General features: G+C 71.6%; 18 protein-coding genes. 15 read left to right on the top strand and 3 right to left on the bottom strand.

The features are described 5' to 3' along the window. Positions 1-121: 121 nt before the first annotated feature. The 3 genes from mshB to AB0878_RS14145 are packed head-to-tail and all read left to right on the top strand — an operon-like array spanning position 122 to position 2,139. Positions 122-949 (top strand): N-acetyl-1-D-myo-inositol-2-amino-2-deoxy-alpha-D-glucopyranoside deacetylase, encoded by an 828-nt coding sequence (mshB, locus tag AB0878_RS14155; RefSeq protein ID WP_366579770.1) that lies wholly within the window; start codon positions 122-124, stop codon positions 947-949. 34 nt (positions 950-983) lie between these two features. Beyond that, on the top strand, positions 984-1,349 hold the full coding sequence (locus AB0878_RS14150; protein WP_366579977.1) for a hypothetical protein: 366 nt from the start codon (positions 984-986) through the stop codon (positions 1,347-1,349). Then, positions 1,342-2,139, top strand: coding sequence for a hypothetical protein (locus AB0878_RS14145; protein WP_366579768.1), 798 nt, complete (start codon positions 1,342-1,344; stop codon positions 2,137-2,139). The genes AB0878_RS14150 and AB0878_RS14145 overlap by 8 nt, the downstream gene beginning before the upstream one ends. 7 nt (positions 2,140-2,146) lie before the next feature. Here AB0878_RS14145 and AB0878_RS14140 read toward each other — a convergent pair whose 3' ends face one another. Further along, positions 2,147-2,905, bottom strand: a complete 759-nt coding sequence (locus tag AB0878_RS14140; protein ID WP_366579976.1) for a site-2 protease family protein — start codon at positions 2,903-2,905, stop codon at positions 2,147-2,149. A 320-nt stretch (positions 2,906-3,225) separates the two neighbouring features. On the opposite strand from AB0878_RS14140, the gene AB0878_RS14135 reads away from it, so the two are divergent. Beyond that, complete coding sequence (locus AB0878_RS14135; RefSeq protein ID WP_220247102.1) at positions 3,226-3,483, top strand: WhiB family transcriptional regulator; 258 nt, start codon at positions 3,226-3,228, stop codon at positions 3,481-3,483. Positions 3,484-4,127: 644 nt separating this feature from the next. Beyond that, on the top strand, positions 4,128-7,487 hold the full coding sequence (locus AB0878_RS14130) for a glycosyltransferase family 2 protein (RefSeq protein WP_366579766.1): 3,360 nt from the start codon (positions 4,128-4,130) through the stop codon (positions 7,485-7,487). Here AB0878_RS14130 and AB0878_RS14125 read toward each other — a convergent pair. Further along, on the bottom strand, positions 7,448-7,876 hold the full coding sequence (locus AB0878_RS14125; protein ID WP_220244053.1) for a metallopeptidase family protein: 429 nt from the start codon (positions 7,874-7,876) through the stop codon (positions 7,448-7,450). The two genes, AB0878_RS14130 and AB0878_RS14125, sit on opposite strands and share 40 nt — an antisense overlap. 115 nt (positions 7,877-7,991) lie before the next feature. Between AB0878_RS14125 and AB0878_RS14120 the strand changes: the two genes are divergently transcribed. The 8 genes from AB0878_RS14120 (at position 7,992) to AB0878_RS14085 (ending at position 16,303) form a co-directional block, all read left to right on the top strand. Further along, positions 7,992-8,345, top strand: coding sequence for a DUF3499 domain-containing protein (locus AB0878_RS14120; RefSeq protein WP_204093559.1), 354 nt, complete (start codon positions 7,992-7,994; stop codon positions 8,343-8,345). Positions 8,346-8,419: 74 nt separating this feature from the next. Then, on the top strand, positions 8,420-9,775 hold the full coding sequence (locus AB0878_RS14115) for a phosphomannomutase/phosphoglucomutase (protein WP_366579764.1): 1,356 nt from the start codon (positions 8,420-8,422) through the stop codon (positions 9,773-9,775). 86 nt (positions 9,776-9,861) lie between these two features. Then, entirely contained in the window at positions 9,862-10,107 is a 246-nt protein-coding gene (locus AB0878_RS14110) for a Trm112 family protein (protein ID WP_366579762.1), read from the top strand. Next, entirely contained in the window at positions 10,091-11,185 is a 1,095-nt protein-coding gene (locus AB0878_RS14105; protein WP_366579760.1) for a hypothetical protein, read from the top strand. Before AB0878_RS14110 ends, AB0878_RS14105 begins: the two co-directional genes overlap by 17 nt. 107 nt (positions 11,186-11,292) lie before the next feature. Then, complete coding sequence (gene manA / locus AB0878_RS14100; RefSeq protein ID WP_366579974.1) at positions 11,293-12,525, top strand: mannose-6-phosphate isomerase, class I; 1,233 nt, start codon at positions 11,293-11,295, stop codon at positions 12,523-12,525. Positions 12,526-12,706: 181 nt separating this feature from the next. After that, a complete protein-coding gene (locus tag AB0878_RS14095; protein WP_366579758.1) occupies positions 12,707-13,621 on the top strand; it encodes a cation diffusion facilitator family transporter in 915 nt (304 codons plus the stop codon). An 89-nt stretch (positions 13,622-13,710) separates the two neighbouring features. After that, complete coding sequence (locus tag AB0878_RS14090; protein ID WP_366579972.1) at positions 13,711-15,261, top strand: amino acid permease; 1,551 nt, start codon at positions 13,711-13,713, stop codon at positions 15,259-15,261. Positions 15,262-15,595: 334 nt separating this feature from the next. Further along, positions 15,596-16,303 carry an LPXTG cell wall anchor domain-containing protein gene (locus AB0878_RS14085; RefSeq protein WP_366579756.1) on the top strand — a complete coding sequence of 236 codons (708 nt, stop codon included), beginning with the start codon at positions 15,596-15,598 and terminating at the stop codon, positions 16,301-16,303. 95 nt (positions 16,304-16,398) lie between these two features. On the opposite strand, the gene AB0878_RS14080 is transcribed toward AB0878_RS14085, so the two are convergent. Next, a complete protein-coding gene (locus AB0878_RS14080; protein WP_366579970.1) occupies positions 16,399-18,672 on the bottom strand; it encodes a hypothetical protein in 2,274 nt (757 codons plus the stop codon). A 98-nt stretch (positions 18,673-18,770) separates the two neighbouring features. Between AB0878_RS14080 and ahcY the strand changes: the two genes are divergently transcribed. Together ahcY and AB0878_RS14070 are read left to right on the top strand one after the other, a co-directional pair. Further along, positions 18,771-20,243: an adenosylhomocysteinase gene (gene ahcY / locus AB0878_RS14075; RefSeq protein WP_366579755.1), complete on the top strand. Its 1,473-nt coding sequence runs from the start codon at positions 18,771-18,773 to the stop codon at positions 20,241-20,243. A gap of 354 nt (positions 20,244-20,597) precedes the next feature. Then, on the top strand, positions 20,598-21,431 hold the full coding sequence (locus AB0878_RS14070) for an acetoacetate decarboxylase family protein (protein WP_366579754.1): 834 nt from the start codon (positions 20,598-20,600) through the stop codon (positions 21,429-21,431). The last annotated feature ends 29 nt before the right edge of the window (positions 21,432-21,460 follow it).

The raw sequence follows: 21,460 nt of genomic DNA, 5'->3' as shown, positions 1-21,460 counted from the left end.
GGCGTGTCCGGCCCTTTCCGGGCGACCCCCGACGGGTGGGCGGAACCCCTGCCGCGGAACGTTCCGGGACTCGGAACGCCGGGGCCCCGGCTCCCGGGCCGGAGTTCATTAACCTGGTGCCGTGATCCGAAAGCTCCTGCTCGTCCACGCGCACCCCGACGACGAGACCATCACGACCGGCGGTGCCATCGCCCGGTACGCCGCCGAGGGGGCCGAGGTCTCCGTGGTGACGTGCACTCTCGGCGAGGAAGGCGAGATCGTGCCGCCCCGGCTTGCGTTGCTGGCCTCGGACGCCGCGGACCAGCTCGGCGGCTACCGCTCGGGCGAGCTCGCGGCCGCCTGCGCCGCCCTCGGCGTGACACGTCACGAGTACCTCGGCGGCATGGGCCGCTGGCGCGACTCCGGCATGGCGGGCACACCGGCCGCCGAGCACCCGCGCGCGTTCGCCGGCGGCAGCCTCGACGAGCAGGCCGCTCAGCTGGCCGAGCTGCTCGACGAGCTGCGGCCCCAGGTCGTGGTCACCTACGACTCCTTCGGCGGCTACGGCCACCCCGACCACATCCGGGCCCACGACATCACCATGGCGGCGGCGCCGCGCGCGGCCTCCGTCGAGCGCGTCTTCCACGTGGTGCACTCCCGCGCCGCGGTCGACGCGGGGCTCGCGCGGCTGCGGGCGAGTGACAGCTCACCCTTCCGGGTACCCGAGGACGACGAGCTCCCCGGCACCGCGGATGAGAAGGTCACGACTGTGCTCGACACCTCGGCCCACCTGCCGGCGAAGATCGCGGCCCTGCGCGCCCACGAGACGCAGCTGACGGTCGTCGACGGCGAGATCGTGCACTTCGCTCTCACCAACGACATCGCGCAGCCGATCCCGCCCGCCGAGTACTTCGTGCTCGCCCACGGCGACGCGGCCGGCGCGGACACCGACCTGTTCGGAGGGCTGTGACGTGCCGGCCCCGCTGAGCTCCGAGCAGCGCCTGATGCTCGTGGTGCTGTGCCTGGACGCGCTGCTGCTGGCGTTGCTCGAAGTGTTCTTCCTGCCGCTGCGCGTCGGCGCGCTCGGGGAGGTGCCGCTGCCGCTGACGGCACTCGTCGGCGCGGTCACCACGCCGTGGCTGGTGCTGACGACGGCGAAGCTCGTGCGGCCGGGGTTGTCCTGGGTGCCGCTCGTGGTGTGGGTGGTCGTGGTGTTCGGCATCGGTTTGGGCGGACCCGGCGGCGATCTCGTGCTCGTTCAGGACTGGCGGGCGATCCTGCTGCTCGGCGCGAGCGCGCTGCCGGCGGCGCTCGTGCTCGGCGGCGGGCTCGGCCGCGCGGCCGCGACGAAGGGCAAGGTCCGTGGCTGAGGCCATTTCGGACCGTCAGGTCGTGGCGGTGCTGCGGCCGTTCGTCCGCGCCTGCGCGCCGATGCTCGACGCGCTGCGCGAGGCGGACCCGTTCGGCTTGCAGGCGCGGGCCCGCTGGGCCGAGGCGGCCGAGGAGTTCGGCAACGACGGTTTCAAGGAGAAGGTGCTCGGCGCGCTCAGGTCCGTGAAGGTCCCCGGCACCGCCGGGTGGGCCCGGATGGACATCGACGAACGCTGCGGCTGGTGGGTCAACCGCGTCGGCCGGCTCACGGCGGCGCTCACCTCGATCCCCGGCCTCGGCGGTGCGCTCGCCGACCGGCTGCCGGTGCAGGACACGCTCGGCGCCGCATCGCAGGGGCTGCTGCTGTGCGCGATCGCGGGGGAGTACGGCGTGACCGATGTCGGCAGCCGGGTGCGGCTGATCGCGGCGGTGCTGTTCGAGCGCGACCTCGACCCGGTCCTCGCCGCGGGCAAGCCCGCCGACGAGTCCGCAGAGGACAGTGCGGCCGCACAGCTCACCGAAGAACTGACGGAATCCGAACGCGCCCACGGCAAGGTGACGGTCAGGGCCGTCGCCGGGACACTGTGGCGGCTCGGCCGGTCACTGTGGGGGATCACCGAGGAGCTCGAGAAGCGCCCGCGCGGCCGCTTCTACCACCGGGCCCTAGGGCTGGTCCCGGTGGTCGGCGCGGCGGGCGACTACCTCGGCGAGCGCTGGGGGCTCAAGCAGATCTGGAAACGCGCGCACGGGTGGCTCATGGCCAACTCGCACTGGGCGTCTTTTTCCTGAGCTCGCGTCAGCGCCAGAAGAGGAAGGCCGACTGCCCGATCTGCGCGGCCAGCCCGTCGCCGCCGAACGCGTCGAAGATCAGGCCGGCGACGTACCAGAGACCGTCGGACAGCGGGCGGAACGCGAAGAACAGCGCGAAGAGCACCAGCGGCGCCCACGGCCGCACGCGCGCGCCGAACGCCCGCGCCTGCGGTGAAAGATACGGCTCGATCGCACCCCAGCCGTCGAGGCCGGGGATGGGCAGGATGTTGATCAGGAACGTCATCACCTGCAGCAGCGCCAGGTAGGACAGCCCGAAGTACAGCCCGGGCGACATCGGGATCAGCGCCGCCACGAGGCACAGCGCGGCCCCCACCCCGAGGTTCGACAGCGGCCCGGCGAGCGACACCCACGACGACGTCGCGCGGTTGCGCAGCGCGCCGCGGTTGATCCACACCGCGCCGCCGGGCAACGGGATGCCGCCGATGAGGAGGAAGATCAGCGGGAGCAGGATCGACAGGACGGGGTCGGTGTAGCGCCGCACGTCCAGCGTGAGGTAGCCCTTCTGGGCGACCCCGGCGTCGCCGCCGCGGTAGGCGACGAAGGCGTGGCCGAACTCGTGCAGGGTCAGCGAAGCGATCCACCCGCCCGCCACGAGGAGTACGACACCGGTGACGTAGAGCGGGTCCTTGTCACCCCTCAGGCTCAGGGAATCACCGTACGCGGCCAGGATTCCGCCGAGGACGGTGACCGCGAGGATGCCGATGAAGACCGGGCTGGGCCGCACTGCTGATCTCTGCACCCCACCAGTCTTCCGTATGCCCGGTGTGAAGTGTTCGGCGTGTCCCCTTGCGCGATCGGCCCGAGGTATCCCCCGAACTCGCTACTCCGCTTGACCTGACCGCACTACACGGGTGTAATCACAGTGATGTCATTCGCTGTCGAGAGGGGACAGCGGATGTCGTTTCACCACCGCCAGCCTGGGGAGTGCGTAGGAGCGAGGAGGCGGACGTGCGGTTGGAAGCGGAAGGCTCGAGGACCGACTCGAGGCCTGAAAAGAGGGAGTGGGGGCACGTCGTGGGTTGGGGCGAGAACCCTGAGCAGGAGCTGGGGGATCTGACCGACCTCTTCGATGCCACCGAGGAGGAACAGGACTGGCAGGAGCGCGCCTTGTGCGCGCAGACGGACCCCGAGGCGTTCTTCCCCGAGAAGGGCGGCTCGACCCGCGAAGCCAAGCGGATCTGCCTCGGCTGCGAGGTCAAGGACGAGTGCCTGGAGTACGCCCTGGCGCACGACGAGCGCTTCGGCATCTGGGGCGGCCTGTCCGAACGCGAGCGGCGGAAGCTGAAAAAGCGCGCGATATAGCGATGGGCGGGGTGTGTCCGCGGAAAGCGCGGACCATCTCGCTGTCCGGGTGTTTCCTGGGGTGCGACCCCCAGACCCGCCCGGGGGCACGCCCCCGGACCCACGGCTGTGGTCACCTTTGCGGCCGGGCGTGGGTTCTGCGAGGAATGAGGTGGGGTCCGTGCGCGGCACGGGCCCCTCTCGCTTTTGTGGTGTTTTCGCTGGTATAGCACCAGATTGGGTTGGTGGGCGCCGGCGCGTGGCCGGGTTGCGGCCGGCGTCGAGCGGGGTCGAGGGCGTGGGTTTCGGTCTTCGGCGAAATTCGGGGTTTGGGCGGGCAACCGCCTGGGTAGCCAGACGTCATCTGAGTGTGCGTGGGGAACTTGCCGTGGTGGTGGGGTTTCGGCGCGGACCAATCCCAGCCTGGCGGTGGGGATCGAAAGCAGTGCGACGACGGTAGTTGTGCCGTCGTCGTGTGTCGCATGTGGTCGGTGCGTCCCGAGGCGTGGACGTGTGTGGCGGAGACGTCAGTGTGATCCCTGCGGCGTTCGGCGCGAAACGTTCGGCGCCGCGACGGCGAAAAGGTGGGTGCGGGTCCGGCGCCGCGTGCGCGGGTGAAGCCGTAGGGTGACCGCACCCGCCCGCAGCCTGACCAGGAGTGGTTGTTGACCCGCACCGTCGCACCGTCGCTCGTGAGGACGTTGCCCGTTCTGGCCATTGTGGTCTGTCACGACGGCGAAGAGTGGCTGCCGCTCGCGCTTTCTTCCTTGCGGCGCAGCACGGTCCGGCCGCGGCACGTGCTCGCGGTCGACACCGGCTCCACCGACCTGACCGCCAAGCTGCTCGCCGAAGCGGCCGAGCCCGGCGGGGTCGCGGCAGGGCCCGATTCGCACCCGGTGCTGTCCGGCGTCATCACTCTTTCGAGTGAAACTGGCTTCGCTGCGGCGATCGCGGCCGCCGTGGCGCACGCGGTGAAACGGTGGGGCGACCCCGGCGCGTGGCTGTGGTTGCTGCACGACGACTGCGCGCCCGAACCCGACTGTCTCGAGCAGCTCCTGCACGCCGCCGAAGCGGCGCCGTCGGCGAAGGTGCTCGGGCCGCTCGGGCTCGACTGGGCCGAGCCGCGCCTGATCGTGGAGGCGGGGCTGTCCACGGACGCGTCCGGGCACCGCCAGCAGATGGCCGCGCCCGGCGACGAGCCCGGTGAGGTGCTCGCCGTGCCGAGCGCGGGATCGTTGGTGCAGCGCGAACTCTGGGACACCCTCGGCGGCTTCGACGAGGACTTCTCCTTGCTGCGCGAGGATCTCGACTTCGGCTGGCGCGCCAACGCCGCCGGCGCGCTCGTGCTCTCGGTGCCCGCCGCCCGCGTCCGCCACGCGCGCGCCCTCTCGACCGGCCGGCGCACGCCCGACGCGGCAGGCCGCTCGCTCGCCGCCGTGAACCGCGCGCACGGGCTGCGCGTGTTCCTCGTGAACTGCTCGCCGTTCTCGTTCTGGTTCGGGCTCGTCCGGCTGCCCGTGCTCCTGCTGCTGCGCGCGCTCGTCTTCTTCCTCCTGCGGCGCGTTTCCGAAGCGCGCGCGGAGCTCTCGGCGCTCGCCTACGTCACGAGCGGCCGCGGAAAACTCCGGGCGGCACGGGCGAACCGGCGGGAATCGCCGCGTCCCGGCACCGTGCGCGGGTTGTTCGTCGGCCGGTACACGCGGCTGCGCAACGCCTTGCGCGCCGGCGTGGTCGGGCTCGTGCGCCGTGGCGTGGAGAGCGACGTCGCGCTCGGCACGGTCCCCGAAGGCCTCGCCGAGGAGCCGGCCTGGATCGCGCCCGAAGCGCTCGGCGCCGCGGACCGAAGGCCCGTCGGACCCGACGCGTTGCCCGCCGGCGCCTTGCGTGGCTTGAGTTCCCGCGGTTCGGGGCTGCGCCGGCCGGGCACGGTCGTGGCGGTCGCCGTGCCGACCGGACAAGAAACCGAACGCGAGGAAGTCCCGGCGGAATCCGTCGTCGTGCCCGACGACGGCCCGAAGCCCTCACCCGCACCGCGCCCGGCGCCGGCCCGCGAACCCGGGCTGGTCTTCGTCGAGGTGAACCGCCGCCGCGTGCTGGCCGCGACGATCTTCGCGCCGCCGGTGGTTCTCGTCGTGCTGCTGACGGCTCTGGCCTTCGCGGTCAACCGCGGCCGCCTCGGTCTGGACCTCTCCGGCGGCGGGCTCCTGCCCGTCGGCGGCCTCGGCGACCTCTGGTCCACCTACCTCGCGCCGTGGCACGCGGTCGCGGGCGGCACCGGCGCGCCCGCTCCCGCGACGCTGCCCGTGCTCGGCACCATCGGCGCGATCTTCGCGCCCCTGGGCGGCCCGGCCGCGCTCGTGGCGATCCTGCTCATCGGCGACATTCCGCTCGCGGCGCTGAGCGCGTACGCGGCCACACGCAAGCTGCCCGTCCGCCGGTGGGTTCGCGCGGTCGTCGCGGCGACCTACGCCCTGCTGCCCGCCGCCACCGCGTCGGTCGCGCAGGGTCGCCTCGACGTCGTGGTGGTCCACCTCGTGCTGCCGCTCGTCGTCGCGGGGATCGCGCGGCTGCTGACGCGCCCGGGCACGCGCTGGCTGCACGTGTCGGCGCTCTCGGCGTTCGGCGTCGCGGTGCTCGGTGCGTTCTCGCCGCTGGCGCACGCCCTCGCGCTCGTGGGCCTGTTGCTCGGCTTTGTGGTCCTCCCGGCGCCGACGGGCCTCGCGCGCCGCGCCGCGTCGGTCGGCATCGTGGTGATCCTGCCGCTCGTGCTGCTGCTGCCGTGGCCGACGGTGCTGCTCAAGCACCCCGAACTCCTCCTGCACGGTCTCGGCGGTCCCGCCGCGCCGTCGTCCGGCGCCGATCTGGCCGGGCTGACGCCGGGTGGGCCCGGTGCGTGGCCGATCGGCGTCGCGGTGCTGGCGGCCACGCTCGTCGCACTCGTGGTCCGGCCGACGAAGCAGGTGGCCGGCGGACTCGCGCTCGCGGTGCTCGGTGTCGCCGCGGTGGTGCTCGTGCGGCAGGTCCCGGTGACGCCGATGCAGGGCGGTCCCGCCGCGACCGGCTACACGGGTGTGCCGCTGCTGGTCGTCGGTGCCGGGCTGCTGTGGGCGGTCCTCGCGACCTGGCAACGCGGCGGCTCGGCGGGCGTGCCCGCGCCGTGGCTGCCGAAGGTCGCCGGTGTCGCCGGCCTGGTGGTCCTGATCGCGTTGGGCGTCAGCGCCGTCGGCGCCGGGCACACCGGCCCGCTCACGGCCCAGCCGCGGCCCGCCCTCGCTCCGGAAGTGGCCGCGGACATCGCCGGCAGCGGCCGCGCGGTGCTCGACCTCGGCGAGCTCACCCGCCAGACCGGCGGCCGGCTCGCGCTCTTCGGCGACGACCAGCTCGCGCCGACCCCGGGCACGCCCGGCCGGCTCGCGGACTGGCGCCGCGATCTGCTCACGGGCGACGCCGGTGCGGTCAAGTCGGCCGTCGCGGCCGCTGCGATCTCCGGCGTCGAGTACGTGATCCTCCCGCCCGGCAGCAACCCGCAGGCCCTCGTCTCCCTGGCCGGCGACCTCGTCGCGCCGGCGGCCCCGATGTCCGACGGCCGGCCCGTGGTCCGGCTCCTGCCGAAGGCCGGCGAGGTCACGCTGATCTCCCCGGAGCTGGCCAAAGCGGCCGTGACGGGCGGCGGCGCGCCCGGCGCGTCACCCGGGGTCTCGCCCGTGGACGCGCGGCTGCCCGACGTTCGCGTGCGCGCCTCCGACGGCCCGACCGGCCGGCTGCTGGTGCTGGCCGCCGAGCAGGAGGCCGGCTGGACGGCGAGCGTGAACGGCAAGGCGGTGCCGATCGTGCCCGCGTGGGGTCACCAGGTGGCGGTGTCGATCCCGCCGCAATCGTCGGAGGTTTCGCTCGCGTTCCCGGGCACCGAGCGCGGTCTGCTGCTGCTCGCCCAGCTCGCCGCGGTGCTGTTCACGGCGCTCACCGCGGTGCCCTCACGGAGGCGTCAATCGCCTTCGATCACGTCCGGTTCGACGCCGAGGTAGCCCGCGACCTGTTCCACCAGCACGTCGTGCACGAGTTCCGCCAGCTCACCCGGGTCCTTGGCCCGCGCTTCGAGCGGCCGCCGGTAGAGCACGATGCGCGCCCGCGTCGGCAGACCCGCGCGGTCGACCCCGGCCGGGACCAGGCGCGACAGGGGAACCGAGCCGTCGTGGAGCACGCCCTCGGCCGGCGCGCGGCCGTCCGGGCGCACCTCGGGCACCTCGTCCACCGCCACGTCGAGCTTGGTCAGCTCGTGGCGCCAGCGCGCTTCGATGGGTTCCAGCGCGTCGAGTACAAGCGCGTCGAACTTCTCCGCCCGGCTCGCGGCGGCGGGCAGGGACGCGGGATAGAGCGCCCCGCGCAGGCCGCGGCCGTGCCGGTCCCTGCGCATGCGCTGCCGCTGTCGGTAATCACGAGCCGTCGCCACCGCGCAAGTCTATGCGGTCGTGCGCGTCGCGCGCGTGTCGCCGGGGCCCCCTTGCGGCGACGCGCTATCGTTCTGGATCGTGCGGAGCGTACGGAAATGTTCGCGAACGGGTTGTCCAGAGCCCGCTGTCGCCACGCTCACGTATGCGTACAGCGATTCCACCGCCGTCGTCGGTCCCCTCGCCACCGCCTCTGAGCCGCATTCGTACGACCTGTGCGAGGCCCACGCGCTGCGGCTGACCGTGCCGAAGGGCTGGGAAGTCGTGCGCCACGAGGGCACGTTCGCCACTCCGGAGCAGTCGGCCGACGAGCTGACCGCGCTGGCCGAGGCCGTCCGCGAGGCGGGCCGCTCGGACCGGCCGGCGCCGCCGCCCGAGCCGGAGGGCCCGTCCGGCAGGCGCGGCCACCTCCGCGTGCTCCCCGGGCGCGCCTGAGCCCCGCTCCCGCCGGTAGGCTTTCCGCGCGGCGCGACCGGCGCCGCGACGAGAACTGACGGCGGGGAGACGGCGTGCCAGATCTTTCGGGCATCGTGAAGGCCTACGACATCCGCGGTGTGGTCGGCGAGCAGCTCGACGCGGCACTGGTACGCGACTTCGGCGCGGCGTTCGCGCTGCTCATCAAGACCGAGTCGCCGTCGGTGGTGATCGGCCACGACATGCGCGACTCGTCGCCGGGGCTGTCGGCCGCCTTCGCCGAAGGCGTGACGTCGCAGGGCCTCGACGTGGTGTCGATCGGCCTGTGCAGCACGGACGAGCTGTACTTCGCCTCCGGTTCGCTGAACATGCCGGGCGCGATGTTCACCGCCAGCCACAACCCCGCGAAGTACAACGGCATCAAGATGTGCCGCGCCGGCGCCAGCCCCGTCGGGCAGGACACCGGCCTGACGGAGATCCGCGACACCGTCGAGCAGGGCGTGCCCGCGTTCGAGGGGAAGACCGGCAGCGTGAGCGAGCGCGACGTGCTGGGTGACTACGCCGCCTACCTGCGCAACCTCGTCGACCTCACGCACTCGCGGCCGCTGAAGATCGTGGTCGACGCCGGCAACGGCATGGGCGGCCACACCGTTCCCACCGTCTTCGCCGGGCTGCCGATCGAGATCGTGCCGATGTACTTCGAGCTCGACGGCACCTTCCCGAACCACGAGGCCAACCCGCTGGACCCCGCCAACATCGTCGACCTGCAGGCCAAGGTCCGCGAGGTCGGCGCCGACGCCGGTGTGGCCTTCGACGGTGACGCCGACCGCTGCTTCGTGGTCGACGAGCGCGGTGAGCCCGTTTCGCCGAGCGCGATCACGGCGCTGGTCGCCGTGCGCGAGCTGGCCAAGGAGCCGGGTGGCACGGTCATCCACAACCTGATCACGTCGAAGGGCGTGCCGGAGATCGTCGCCGAGCACGGCGGCAAGCCCGTCCGCACGCGCGTGGGGCACTCGTTCATCAAGGCGGAGATGGCGCGCACCGGCGCGATCTTCGGCGGCGAGCACTCCGCGCACTACTACTTCCGCGACTTCTGGCGCGCCGACACCGGCATGCTGGCCGCGCTGCACGTGCTCGCGGCGCTGGGTGAGCAGGACGGCCCGCTGTCCGCGCTCACGCAGGACTTCTCGCGCTACGCGGCCTCGGGCGAGATCAACTCGACCGTGACCGACCAGGTCGCGCGCATGCTCGCCGTGAAGGACGCGTACGCGGACAAGTCGGGCGTCGAGATCGACGAGCTCGACGGCCTGACCGTGCAGCTCCCGGGCGGCGCCTGGTTCAACCTGCGCCCGTCGAACACCGAGCCGCTGCTGCGGCTGAACGTGGAGGCGGCCGACCGCGCCGCCGTCGAGGCGCTGACCGACGATGTACTGGCAATTGTCCGGGGCTGAGCAAGCCACGCTGATGGGGACCGACCGAGGCGAACTGTGTCCGGAAGGTGCCGTTGCGACCCACCTACGCGTGGTATGGAGGAACCATGGCCATCACGCTTGACGCCCAGCTGCTCGAGATCCTCGCGTGCCCGTCGCCGGATCACGCACCGCTGCGTCCCGGCACGCCGGACGACGCGGATGCCGAAGCGCTGACCTGTACCGAGTGCGGCCGGGTGTACCCGGTCCGTGACGGGATCCCGGTACTGCTTCTCGACGAAGCCGTACTGAGTGGTGACCGTGTCCCTGGCACCCCCGGCCGGCCGGATGACAGCCATGCCGACAGTGCTTGACGATTCGCTGCTCGACGACCCCACGCGCCTGGCCGAGGCCGACAGCGCGGGGCTGCTGCGTGCCGCCGCCATGGCCGGGGCGCAGGTGCGGGCGACTGCCGAGGCCGCGGCCGAGCTGGAACTGAGTGACCGGCTCGACCTGGGGCGCCCGCGTTCGCTGGTGCTGATCGACCGGCCCGGCGTGAGCCGCACGCTCACGCGGCTGCTGGCGGCGCTGCTCGCGCCGGCGTGCCCGGTGCCGGTGGTGACGGCCGAGATCGTGCCGTCGTGGATCGGCGCGCTCGACGTGGTGTTCGCGCACACCGACGACGCGGGTGACCGCGAGCTGGCCGCGTCGCTGGAGCGCGCGGCCCGGTTCGGCGCGACCGTGGTGCTGTCCGCTCCGGCGGAAGGCCCCGTCGCCGCTTCGGTGGCCGGCAAAGGCGTGCTGCTCGCGCCGCGCATCCCGGTGCCGCCGGAGCTCGCGTTCCCGCGCGGGCTGGCCGCCGGCCTGCTCACGGCCAACGCGCTGGGCCTGCTGGTGGCGGACGTGCAGGCGTTGGCCGACCAGCTCGACCTCGAGGCCGAGAAGGACTACCTCGCGCGCGAGTCGTTCGCGAATCCGGCGAAGGCGCTCGCGCTGCGCGTGGCCGACCGCGTGCCGCTGCTGTGGGGTCTCGACCCCGTTGCGGTGGCCGTCGCGGAGCACGCGGCACACGCGTTCGCGGCTCATTCGGGCGTGGTGTGCGACGCCGAGGACTTCCGGCAAGCGCTTGCGCGGCCCGCGCTTCGCAGAGTTGCGCAATCGGGCGGCCAAGAGCGTGACATCTTCGCCGATCCGGACGACTCATCCGGTGGAACCGCCACGAGGGTGCTGTTGCTCTCGGTGCGGACCGGGCCCGCCGCCGAGGCGGCCCGCTTCCAGGCCGAGGAGTTCCTCCCGGACGCGGACGTGATCGCGCCGGCCGAGGAGTTCGAAGCGGACGAGATCGTCCGGGCCGCGGTGCTCGCGCTGCGGTTCGAGCTCGCCGCGGTGTACCTCGGGCTCGCGGCGGGCAGCATCGGTGGCGCCGGGAGGTACGAGCCGGCCACCGCTTGACGGCTCACGGGATCAGGGGGAGGAAGTGCCGGCGAGCGCCGTGGGGACGGCACCGCCCGCACGACATCGGCTCCGGCCGATGGGAAGGATTGGGAGTTGAGGTGACAGTGGAGCTGTTGCGCAACGCCGTACGGCCCTACGCCTGGGGATCGCGCACCGCGATCCCGCAGCTGCAGGGACGTCCGGTGCCGGCGCCGCACCCCGAGGCCGAGCTGTGGATGGGCGCCCACCCGGGCGACCCGTCCCGCGTGCTCGCCCCGGACGGCACCGAACGGAGCCTCCTGGAGCTCGTCGACGCCGATCCGGTCGGCCAGCTCGGCGAACGCTGCGCGAAGCGCTGGGGCGGCCGGCTGCCGTTCCTGCTGAAGATCCTGGCGGCCGAGGAGCCGCTGTCGATGCAGGCCCACCCGTCGGCCGCGCAGGCCGCCGAGGGGCACGAACGCGAGGAGCGCCTCGGCATCCCGCGCGACGCGCCCAACCGCAACTACCCGGACCCGACGGCGAAACCCGAGCTCGTCTGCGCGCTCACGGAGTTCCACGCGCTGGCCGGGTTCCGCGACCCGCAGCGCACGGTGAAGCTGCTCAAAGCCATCGAAACGCCGGGGCTGGCGAAGTACACCGGCCTGCTCGAAGCGCAGCCGGACCCGGCGGGGCTGCGCGCGTTGTTCACCACGTGGATCACGCTGCCGCAGGCCTCGCTCGACGAGCTGCTGCCCGAGGTCCTCGACGCGTGCGTGCGCCACGTCGCCGACCACGGTGAGTTCGGCCTGGAGTGCCGCACGATCCTGGAACTGGGCGAAGCGCACCCGCGTGACGCCGGTGTGCTGGCCGCGCTGCTGCTCAACCGCCTGACGCTGCGCGCGGGCGAGGCGATCTACCTGCCGGCCGGCAACCTGCACCTCTACCTGTCGGGCACGGCCGTGGAGATCCTGGCCAACTCCGACAACATCCTGCGCTGCGGCCTCACGCCCAAGCACGTGGATGTGCCGGAGCTGCTGCGCGTGGTCGACTTCGCGTGCGGCGAGATGCCGGTGCAGCTGGGCGAATGCGCCGGCCAGGGCATGGCCGTCTATCACACGGACGCGCCGGAGTTCGAGCTCTCGCGCATGCGGTGGGAGGCCGGCGACGACACCGAGCTCGTGGTCGACTGCACCGGTCCGCAGATCCTGCTCTGCACCGACGGCGACCTGCTCGTGACGGCCGAGGACGGGGAGCAGGTCGAGCTGCTGCGCGGCCAGTCGGTGTGGCTGCCCGCGGCCGACCCGGCCGTCTCGGTCCGCCCGCTCGCGGGCCGTCCGGCCCAGCTGTTCCGCGCCACCGCCGGCACCTGCGAAGACTGACTTCCGCCGTTCCGGGAAGGGGCACCTCGGGGACTCCGATCCCCGCGAGGTGCCCTTTCCCGTGCGCGGCGTTCGCGCACAAAACGTTCACGTGGCCGAAGCGACGGCGTGGTGATCGGTCCTCTAGGCTCCCGATCGGGCATTTCGGGAATCCATTGCGCAACAGGCAGGGGAGCACGCCGTGTCAGCAGGTGGCGGTACCAAGGCGATCATCGCGGCGCTCGCGGCCAACGCCGGGATCGCGGTGGCGAAGTTCGTCGGGTTCCTGGTCACGGGCTCGTCGTCGATGCTGGCGGAGTCGGTGCACTCCCTGGCCGACACGTCCAACCAGGGCCTGCTGCTGCTCGGCCAGAAGACGTCACGCCGGCGCGCCACTAAGGAACACCCCTTCGGGTTCGGGCGGGAGCGGTACTTCTACTCGTTCATCGTCGCGCTGATGCTGTTCACGCTCGGCTCGGCGTTCGCGCTGTACGAGGGCATCCACAAGATCATCGAGCCCGAGCCGCTCGAATCGCCGATCGTGGCCGTGATCATCCTGCTGGTCGCGATCTGCCTGGAGGGCTACAGCTTCTACACCGCCATCGGCGAGTCGCGGAAGATCAAGGGCACTGTCGGCTGGTGGCGGTTCATCCGCCAGGCCAAGGAACCCGAGCTGCCCGTCGTGCTGCTGGAGGACACGGGCGCGCTCATCGGCCTGGTGTTCGCGCTGCTCGGCGTGGGCCTGTCGGTGATCACCGGCGAGCCGGTGTTCGACGGCATCGGCACCGTGTTCATCGGCGCGCTGCTCGGCGTGATCGCCGTGATCCTCATCGTCGAGATGAAAAGCCTGCTCATCGGTGAGGGCGCGACCGACACCGATCTCGAGACGATCGTCGACGAGCTGGCCGCCGGCAAGGTCGAGCGCGTGATCCACATCCGCACGCAGTACCTCGGCCCCGACGAGCTGCTCGTGGCGGCGAAGCTCGCCCTGGTGCCCGGCCTCGACACGTCGGAGGTCGCCCTGGCCATCGACGACGCCGAGGCCCGCGTGCGCGCGAAGGTCCCGGTCGCCTCGCTCATCTACCTCGAACCGGACCTCGACCGCGACGCGCGGTGATCAACTCCTGCCGCGCAGCCTCCGGTTTGCCGCGTTAGGGTGAATGACCCGTTTCCATGCAGGTCATCGCAGGTCATCTGGAGGTCGCTGTGCCCGGGCAGGGTTTGTGGCGCACGAAGTCGATCGAGCAGTCCATCGCGGACACCGACGAGCCCGAGACCAAGCTCCGAAGAAACCTGGGCGCTTGGGATCTGACCGTGTTCGGTGTCGCGGTCGTCATCGGCGCGGGCATCTTCACACTCACCGCGCGCACGGCGGGTGACTTCTCCGGCCCGTCGGTGTCGGTCGCGTTCGTGTGCGCCGCGGTCGCGTGTGCCCTGGCGGCGCTGTGTTACGCCGAGTTCGCCTCGACCGTGCCGGTCGCGGGCAGCGCGTACACGTTCTCCTATGCCACGTTCGGTGAGTTCATGGCGTGGATCATCGGCTGGGACCTGATCCTGGAGCTGGCCGTGGGCGCGGCGGCGGTGTCGAAGGGCTGGTCGGTCTACCTCGAGACCGTGCTCGGCTACCTCTTCGGCGAGGGCGCCAAGACCACGATCGACCTCGGCTGGGTCACCATCGACTGGGGTGCGCTGGTGGTCGTGGTCGCGTTGACGACGCTGCTGGCCATCGGCACGAAGCTGTCTTCGCGGTTCTCCATGGTGATCACGGGGATCAAGGTCGCCGTGGTGCTTTTCGTGATCATCCTCGGCGTCTTCTACATCAAGGGCGCGAACTACACGCCGTTCATCCCGGAGGCCAAGCCCGGCAGCCCGGGCGACAGCGGGGTCGACCAGTCGCTGTTCTCGGTGATCCTGGGTGGCGGCGGCAGCGTGTTCGGCATCTTCGGTCTGCTGGCCGGTGCGTCGCTGGTGTTCTTCGCGTTCATCGGGTTCGACATCGTGGCCACCACCGCGGAGGAGACGCGCAACCCGCAGAAGTCCGTGCCGCGCGGCATCTTCGGCTCGCTGGCCATCGTCACGGTGCTGTACGTGGCCGTGTCGCTCGTGGTCGTCGGCATGGTGCCCTACACCGACTTGGCGACCGAGGCGGGCGACGGCAGCCACAAGACGCTCGCCACGGCCTTCTCCGTCAACGGTGTCGACTGGGCCGCGAACATCATCTCCGTCGGCGCGCTCGCCGGCCTCACGACCGTGGTCATGGTGCTGATGCTCGGCCAGGTGCGGATCATCTTCGCGATGTCGCGCGACGGCCTGATGCCGCGCGGGCTGGCCAAGACCGGCGGCCACGGCACCCCGAAGCGCGCGACGCTGCTCGTCGGCGGCCTGGTGGTCGTGGCGGCCACGTTCTTCCCGGCCGACAAGCTCGAGGAGATGGTGAACGTCGGCACGCTGTTCGCGTTCATCCTCGTTTCGGCGGGGGTGCTGGTGCTGCGCCGGACGCGACCGGACCTGCCGCGCGCGTTCCGCGTGCCCGCGGTGCCGCTGATCCCGATCCTGGCAATCCTCGCGTGCCTGTGGCTGATGCTGAACCTGACGGTGCTGACCTGGCTGCGGTTCGTGGTCTGGATGGTCGTCGGGGTCGTCATCTACTTCGTCTACAGCCGGCGCCACTCGCTGCTCGGCAAGCGGATCGCCGCGGGGGAGGAACCGGCCGCGAAGTCCGCTTCGCCGGAGTCGCCGGCGTCCTCAGAGGACTGAACCACTGCCCGCAACGGCCCGCCGTCCCACTCGGGGTGGCGGGCCGTTTTGCGTCCCTGACCTGGGCATTCACCGAGGTTCGGGAAGGTTGCGTGATGTGGCCGAGTTGTCACCTAAGTCAGAATGATCACGCAAGGGTAACGTCGATATCTCGGTTTGGATCACGTCTCGAACGCAGGGTGAGCGAGTGAGCCGTTTGCGATACCGTCCGCCTCGGCTTCCCTCTGACGGGTTAATCACTCGTGTGTGATTCATACGGTAAGTGGTTTCGATCCTCACTGGGAGTGCACTGATCTTCTCTAGGTATCCCCCGTTCGGTACAGGAGTTCACTGAATGCCCACCATCACCAGACTGCGTGCGGGTTTCACGGTCGCCGCGGTGGCCGGACTCGCCCTGCTGGGCACCGCGACGTCCGCCCTCGCGTGCACCTCCGACGACGGCCGCGCGAACCCGATCCAGGGCCACGCCCCCGACTGCTCCCAGATCAAGGGTGTCAGCGGCAAGAAGCTCGACCAGGGTGACTTCACGTTCACCGGCGGCGACAAGAGCAAGTCGCTCAACATCACCGCCACCAAGGAAGGCGTCAAGGTCGAGGCGCTCGTCGTCGCCGGCGGCGACGACGGCTACGCGGTGTACGTCCCGGGCAAGAAGAACCTGACCAAGGACCTGCCCTGGAACAACCTCATCGCGCCGCACAACTACAACGGCAGCCAGCCGAAGATCGACAGCTGGTACGCCTGCGGCACGAAGACCGCGCCGGAGTCGACGCAGCCGACGAAGCCGTCGGAGACCCCGACCACGCAGCCGACCGAGACCGAGTCCCCCGCGGTCCCGACCACGTCGCACGCCGCGACCGAGGCTCCGACCAGCACCACCGCCGTCGCCGCCGCCCCGGCCGGCAACGAGACCGGTGGCACCGGCGGCCAGCTCGCCAACACGGGCTTCGACAACGCGTGGCTGATCTACATCGCCGCGGCGCTGCTCGTCGTCGGTGGTGGCCTGCTCGCGCTGCTGAAGTTCCGTCGCCGCAGCGCCAACTGACCTGCATTTCGGGTTCCTGAAACCGGAGGGGAGCCACGCCCGTTTGCCCACGGGTGTGGTTCCCCTCCGGTCTTTTCGTTACGGCGCAAGGGTTTCTAACGCGGCCGCGGCAGATCGCCGAACAGCGAGCCTTGTTCGCCCAGCAGCCGCGAGCGCCCGCTCGGGCGGCCGAGCCCCGCGGCCATCGCCACGGCCTGGTCCCACTCGGCGTCGGCCAGGTAGTCGGTGTGCTTGAGCACGCCCGGGGCCCAGCGGTGGCGGCCGTCGGGCGCGCGCAGCGGGTCGGGCAGCCAGTGGTCGCCGCCGAGCACGAGCACGCCGGACTCCTCGGGTGTCGCTTCGAGCGGGCCCGAGCCGCCTTCGGGCCGGTAGCCGTCGCCGATGAGGTGGCGGCCGGAGACGTTGTGCCGCCAGGTCGTGACGCCGCCGCCGAAGATGTCCGTACCGCGGCACAGCGCGCGCCAGCGGCCGTCGAGGTCGCCGAACAGCGTCGCGAGCGCATCCTGCGGCAGCACCGCGGGGAACGCACGCTGGTAACCCCACTGCAGGGGCGACCCCGCGGTGAGCAGGCCGACGCGGTCGCGTTCGTCGGGGGTCAGCTCCGTGAACAGGCGCGCGGCCGTGAGCACGGTGAGCAGGCTGCCGAGGTTCTGTCCCGACAGGACCACGCGCGTGCCCGGTTCGGTGAGGTGCTCCTTGACGCGTTCGGCCAGCTCGGGCACGACCTTCAGCGCGTAACACGGTGGCACGGTCGGGTGTGCCGCGCGCGGCCAGAACGACACGAGGTCCGCCAGCGCGCCGAGGTGCCGGTTGCGTTCCGGCGTGCGCGCTGCGGAGTAGACCACCCGCAACAGGCCGAGCGCGAAGCCGCCGAGCGCGAACACGCCGACGGCCGACACCGGTGTGAACCACGAGGGCCGCAGGTCGAAGCCGAAACGCACCACCAGCAACGCGAGTCCCGCGACGCCGAGCCCGATGGCCACGATCATCGCCAGCTGGTGCAGGTGCCGGCGTTCCCACGCCGAGCGGGCCCACGCGCGGGCCGCGGCCTGCTCCTGCTTCGCGTCGAGCTGCACCAGTTCGACCAGCGCCGGGATCCCGCGGCGCCGCCGGCGCAGCGGCACCGCGATCGCGTAACCGGCCACGGCGAGCACCGCGATCAACGCGAGCCCGGCGCCCCACAGCACAGTGATCAGCTCGTAGGTGTCGGGCAGCCGCAGCCCGCCCGTGCCCAGCAGCCGGCGGACGGCGATGGCCAGCCCGGCGCCGAAGCCGCCGCCGAGCAGGCCCGCGAGCGCGACCACCGGTGCCGCCGCCCAGCCGCCGAGCCACGGACGCAGCCGTTTCGGCCGCGTCTTCCACGTCGTTCGCGCGAGCAGCGCCATCGGCACGAGGGCCAGCGCGAACAGGATGGTGATCGCGAGCAGCGCCGCGCCGAGTCCTTCGACCGTGCCGTCGGTGCCGCGCAGGCCGCCGCGCGCGGGCAGCGGTGCGGCGAGCACGGCAGCGAAAATCACGAGCGCCGCGGCGAAGGTCATCAGCGTGCGCCGCGCGACGCGGCCGGGGTCGCTCCCGATCGCCGCACCGACGATCACCGCGACCACCAGCCCCAGCACGCAGATCCAGCCGATCAGCCGGGGCACGTCGTCGGGCACGTGCAGCGGTCCGCCGAGCAGCAGCAACGCGACGCAGGCCAGGGCCGCGACTGTGTGCGTCGCGGACATCCCGGGCGCCTCCGGGTCGGCGAGCAGCTGCAGCGGCGAGCCGCGCCGGGCACGGGGTTCAGGGGCCTTGACCTGCCAGTTCGACGACGAGACCCGGTGCAGCAGGACCACCACGGCGAACAGCACGGCGACCCCGATCGTCAGCCGCGCCGCGTCCGAGCGCAGCCACGAGGGCGCCCACGGCAGGCAGCCGCTGCCCGGCGCGAGGCACTGCGTGGCGAACAGGTCGAGCACGGTCACGGCGACCTGCCCGATCAACAGCATCGTGAGCAGCACCGCGACCACGCGCAGCAGCCCGCGGCACAGGCCGCCGAGCCACCGGGCGCGGTGCACCGGCGGCAGCATCCAGAACGCGACGTTGGCCAGTGAGAACGGGAACAGCAGCGCCCACGTGGCCTTGGCGGCGCCGCCCGAGGTCATGCGGCTCCACAGGTATCCTTCGAGCGTGCGTGGGATGGAACGGCCCAGCGCGGGCACCATCGGACCGGGGGCCGGGCGCCGCAGCCGGTCCGCCGGGCGCACGACCCGGCCGACCCCGTCGCCGGCGACGTCGACGGTGGACACCGCGTCGAGCAGCGTCTCGCCGCTCGTGCCCGCGAGTCCGGCCACCCTGAGCTCGACGATGCGGGTGTCGGGGCCGGGCAGCGGGGCGGGCACGGTAAGGGTCTCCTAAGCCGGTCAGGGGGACGTCAAGCCGACAACGGTACTGTTCAGATGCCATCAATCCTTGGAGGAACCGCACTATGACCCCCGAAAGCGTTGCCAAGCGGCACGACACCCGGGGCGGCATCGAGTTCGCCGTCGCCGACCTCGAGGCCGCCGAGTTCGGCCGCAAGGAGATCCGCCTCGCCGAGCACGAGATGCCGGGCCTGATGTCGCTGCGCCGTGAGTACGCCGAGGTCTACCCCCTGCGGGGTGCGCGGATCTCCGGGTCGCTGCACATGACGGTGCAGACCGCCGTGCTCATCGAGACGCTGGTGGCGCTGGGTGCCGAGGTCCGCTGGGCCTCGTGCAACATCTTCTCCACGCAGGACCACGCGGCCGCCGCCGTGGTCGTCGGCCCGCACGGCACCACCGAGGAGCCGAAGGGTGTGCCGGTGTTCGCCTGGAAGGGCGAGTCGCTGGAGGAGTACTGGTGGTGCACCGAGAAGATGCTCACCTGGGACGGCGAGGGTCCGAACATGATCCTCGACGACGGCGGTGACGCCACCATGCTCGTGCACAAGGGCACCGAGTACGAGAAGGCCGGCGTCGTGCCGCCCGCCGACGACGAGGACCCCGACGAGTGGAAGGTCTTCCTGGAGCTGCTGCGCGCTTCCGTTGCGGCGGACTCCTCGAAGTGGACCACCATCGGCGAGGGCGTCCGCGGCGTCACCGAGGAGACCACCACCGGCGTGCTGCGGCTCTACCAGCTGGCCGCCGCGGGTGAGCTGCTGTTCCCGGCGATCAACGTGAACGACGCCGTGACCAAGTCGAAGTTCGACAACCGCTATGGCATCCGCCACTCGCTGATCGACGGCATCAACCGCGGCACCGACGTGCTGATCGGCGGCAAGGTCGCCGTGGTCTGCGGTTACGGCGACGTCGGCAAGGGCGCGGCGGAGTCGCTGCGCGGCCAGGGCGCGCGCGTGATCGTGACCGAGATCGACCCGATCTGCGCGCTGCAGGCGGCGATGGACGGCTTCCAGGTCAAGAAGCTCGAGAACGTGCTCGGCGAGGCCGACATCGTGATCACCACCACCGGCAACAAGAACGTGGTGATGGTCGAGCACATGGCGAAGATGAAGCACCAGGCGATCGTCGGCAACATCGGCCACTTCGACAACGAGCTCGACATGGCCGGCCTCGCGCGCTACCCGGGCATCCACCGGATCAACATCAAGCCGCAGGTCGACGAGTGGGTGTTCCCCAACGGCAACACGATCATCGTGCTGTCGGAGGGCCGGCTGCTCAACCTCGGCAACGCGACCGGGCACCCGTCGTTCGTGATGTCGAACAGCTTCTCGAACCAGGTCATCGCGCAGATCGAGCTGTTCACCAAGCACGAGGAGTACGACAAGGAGGTGTTCCGCCTCCCCAAGAAGCTCGACGAGAAGGTGGCGCGCATCCACCTCGAGGCGCTGGGTGGCGAGCTGACCAAGCTCACCAAGGAGCAGGCGGAGTACATCGACGTGGACGTGGAAGGCCCGTTCAAGTCGGACCACTACCGCTACTGAGCTTTCCGCACGGCCGAAGCGGCGTCCGGGGTGTCTCCCGGGCGCCGCTTCGGCGTTGCTGCCTCCACAGTGGACACCCAGGTGGCTCGGACCACCGCGCGGTGTACTCCGGTTCCCCGAGGACAAGTCCACGACGTCCGATGTGCCCGAAGATCCGCCCCGGGTCTGCCTCCTGGACTCCGGCCTCCGCGCATCCGTCCGCGTTCGGCGCAATCCCGTGGTTCCTTCGGAGAGGAGCGGTCGCGTACGACGGCCGGGGGATTGTCGAAGTGAAGGGGATCTGCCTTGTCCGCAGGAGAAGTGGGCCGAAGAGGGGTAATCGCCGGAGGGCTGGCCGCGGTGGCGGCGGGGGCGATGAGCACCCCCGCGTTCGCCGAGGGCGCCACGACCACGCCGGTGAACGAACGGCTCAAGGGCTACAGCTATCCGCTCAGCGCTCGTGGGGTGGCCAACCTTGCGCCCACGCCGCCGTGGCACTACGTGGGTGACGTGGTCGGCGTCGAGTTCTGGACCACGCCGGCCGCGGCCGCCGCGTCGCTGCCGACCGGGCTGGACCCGGACCCGGCGAGTTCGGGGCACGGCTACGCGCTGTTCATCGACTGGCAGTTTTCCGCCAGCGACAACGAGTACCTCGACCCGGTGCGCAGCCAGTACAGCGAGTTCCTCGTGCTGCTCGACGCCGTGCACAAGGGTTCGCCGGTGGCGTGGTGCCCGTTCATCTACGTGGACAACGACGAGGCGCTCGCCCGTGGCTGGATCCAGGGCTTCCCGAAGAAGATCGGGGCCGTGCACCAGACCCGGGCGTTCGGCGTGCCGAGCCAGGCCGGCCCCGTGGTCGGCCCCGGCGGCCGGTTCGGGGCCACGCTGTCGTCGAACAGCCGGCAGCTGGCCGAGGCCCGCGTGACGCTGGAGAAGACCGCGCCGACCATCCCGGCGCTCGGGCGGCCGATCGTGAACCTGCGCCACTTCCCGCGGCTTTCGGCCGGGCAGTACCAGAACCCCGCCGTGCACGAGCTGACGCAGTCCGTTTTGGACACTCCGCAGGTGGCCGGCACGTGGACCGGCACCGGCGAGCTGTCGTTCTTCCCGGCCCAGGCCGAGGAACTGGCCGACCTGGCACCGCAGCGCACCGGCGCGGGCTTCCGCGGCTCGTTGTCCTACAGCGTCACGGATCTGATCATCCTCTGACCTGATCACCTCTGACGAGGTCGCGGCCG

Origin of the sequence: Amycolatopsis sp. NPDC047767 (assembly GCF_040704195.1) — a bacterium.
In the GTDB taxonomy this organism is placed as follows: Bacteria; Actinomycetota; Actinomycetes; order Mycobacteriales; family Pseudonocardiaceae; genus Amycolatopsis.
The sequence above is the reverse complement of the archived record's forward strand: the minus strand, read 5'-3'. Positions and strand labels throughout refer to the sequence as shown.

Excerpts from the sequence above, each read along its gene's own strand:
- AB0878_RS14150 (WP_366579977.1), top strand. The coding sequence starts at position 984 with ATGCTCGTGGTGCTGTGCCTGGACGCGCTGCTGCTGGCGTTGCTCGAA.
- AB0878_RS14125 (WP_220244053.1), bottom strand. The coding sequence starts at position 7,876 with ATGCGCAGGGACCGGCACGGCCGCGGCCTGCGCGGGGCGCTCTATCCC.
- AB0878_RS14110 (WP_366579762.1), top strand. The coding sequence starts at position 9,862 with ATGGCCATCACGCTTGACGCCCAGCTGCTCGAGATCCTCGCGTGCCCG.
- AB0878_RS14105 (WP_366579760.1), top strand. The coding sequence starts at position 10,091 with ATGCCGACAGTGCTTGACGATTCGCTGCTCGACGACCCCACGCGCCTG.
- AB0878_RS14085 (WP_366579756.1), top strand. The coding sequence starts at position 15,596 with ATGCCCACCATCACCAGACTGCGTGCGGGTTTCACGGTCGCCGCGGTG.
- ahcY (WP_366579755.1), top strand. The coding sequence starts at position 18,771 with ATGACCCCCGAAAGCGTTGCCAAGCGGCACGACACCCGGGGCGGCATC.
- AB0878_RS14070 (WP_366579754.1), top strand. The coding sequence starts at position 20,598 with ATGAGCACCCCCGCGTTCGCCGAGGGCGCCACGACCACGCCGGTGAAC.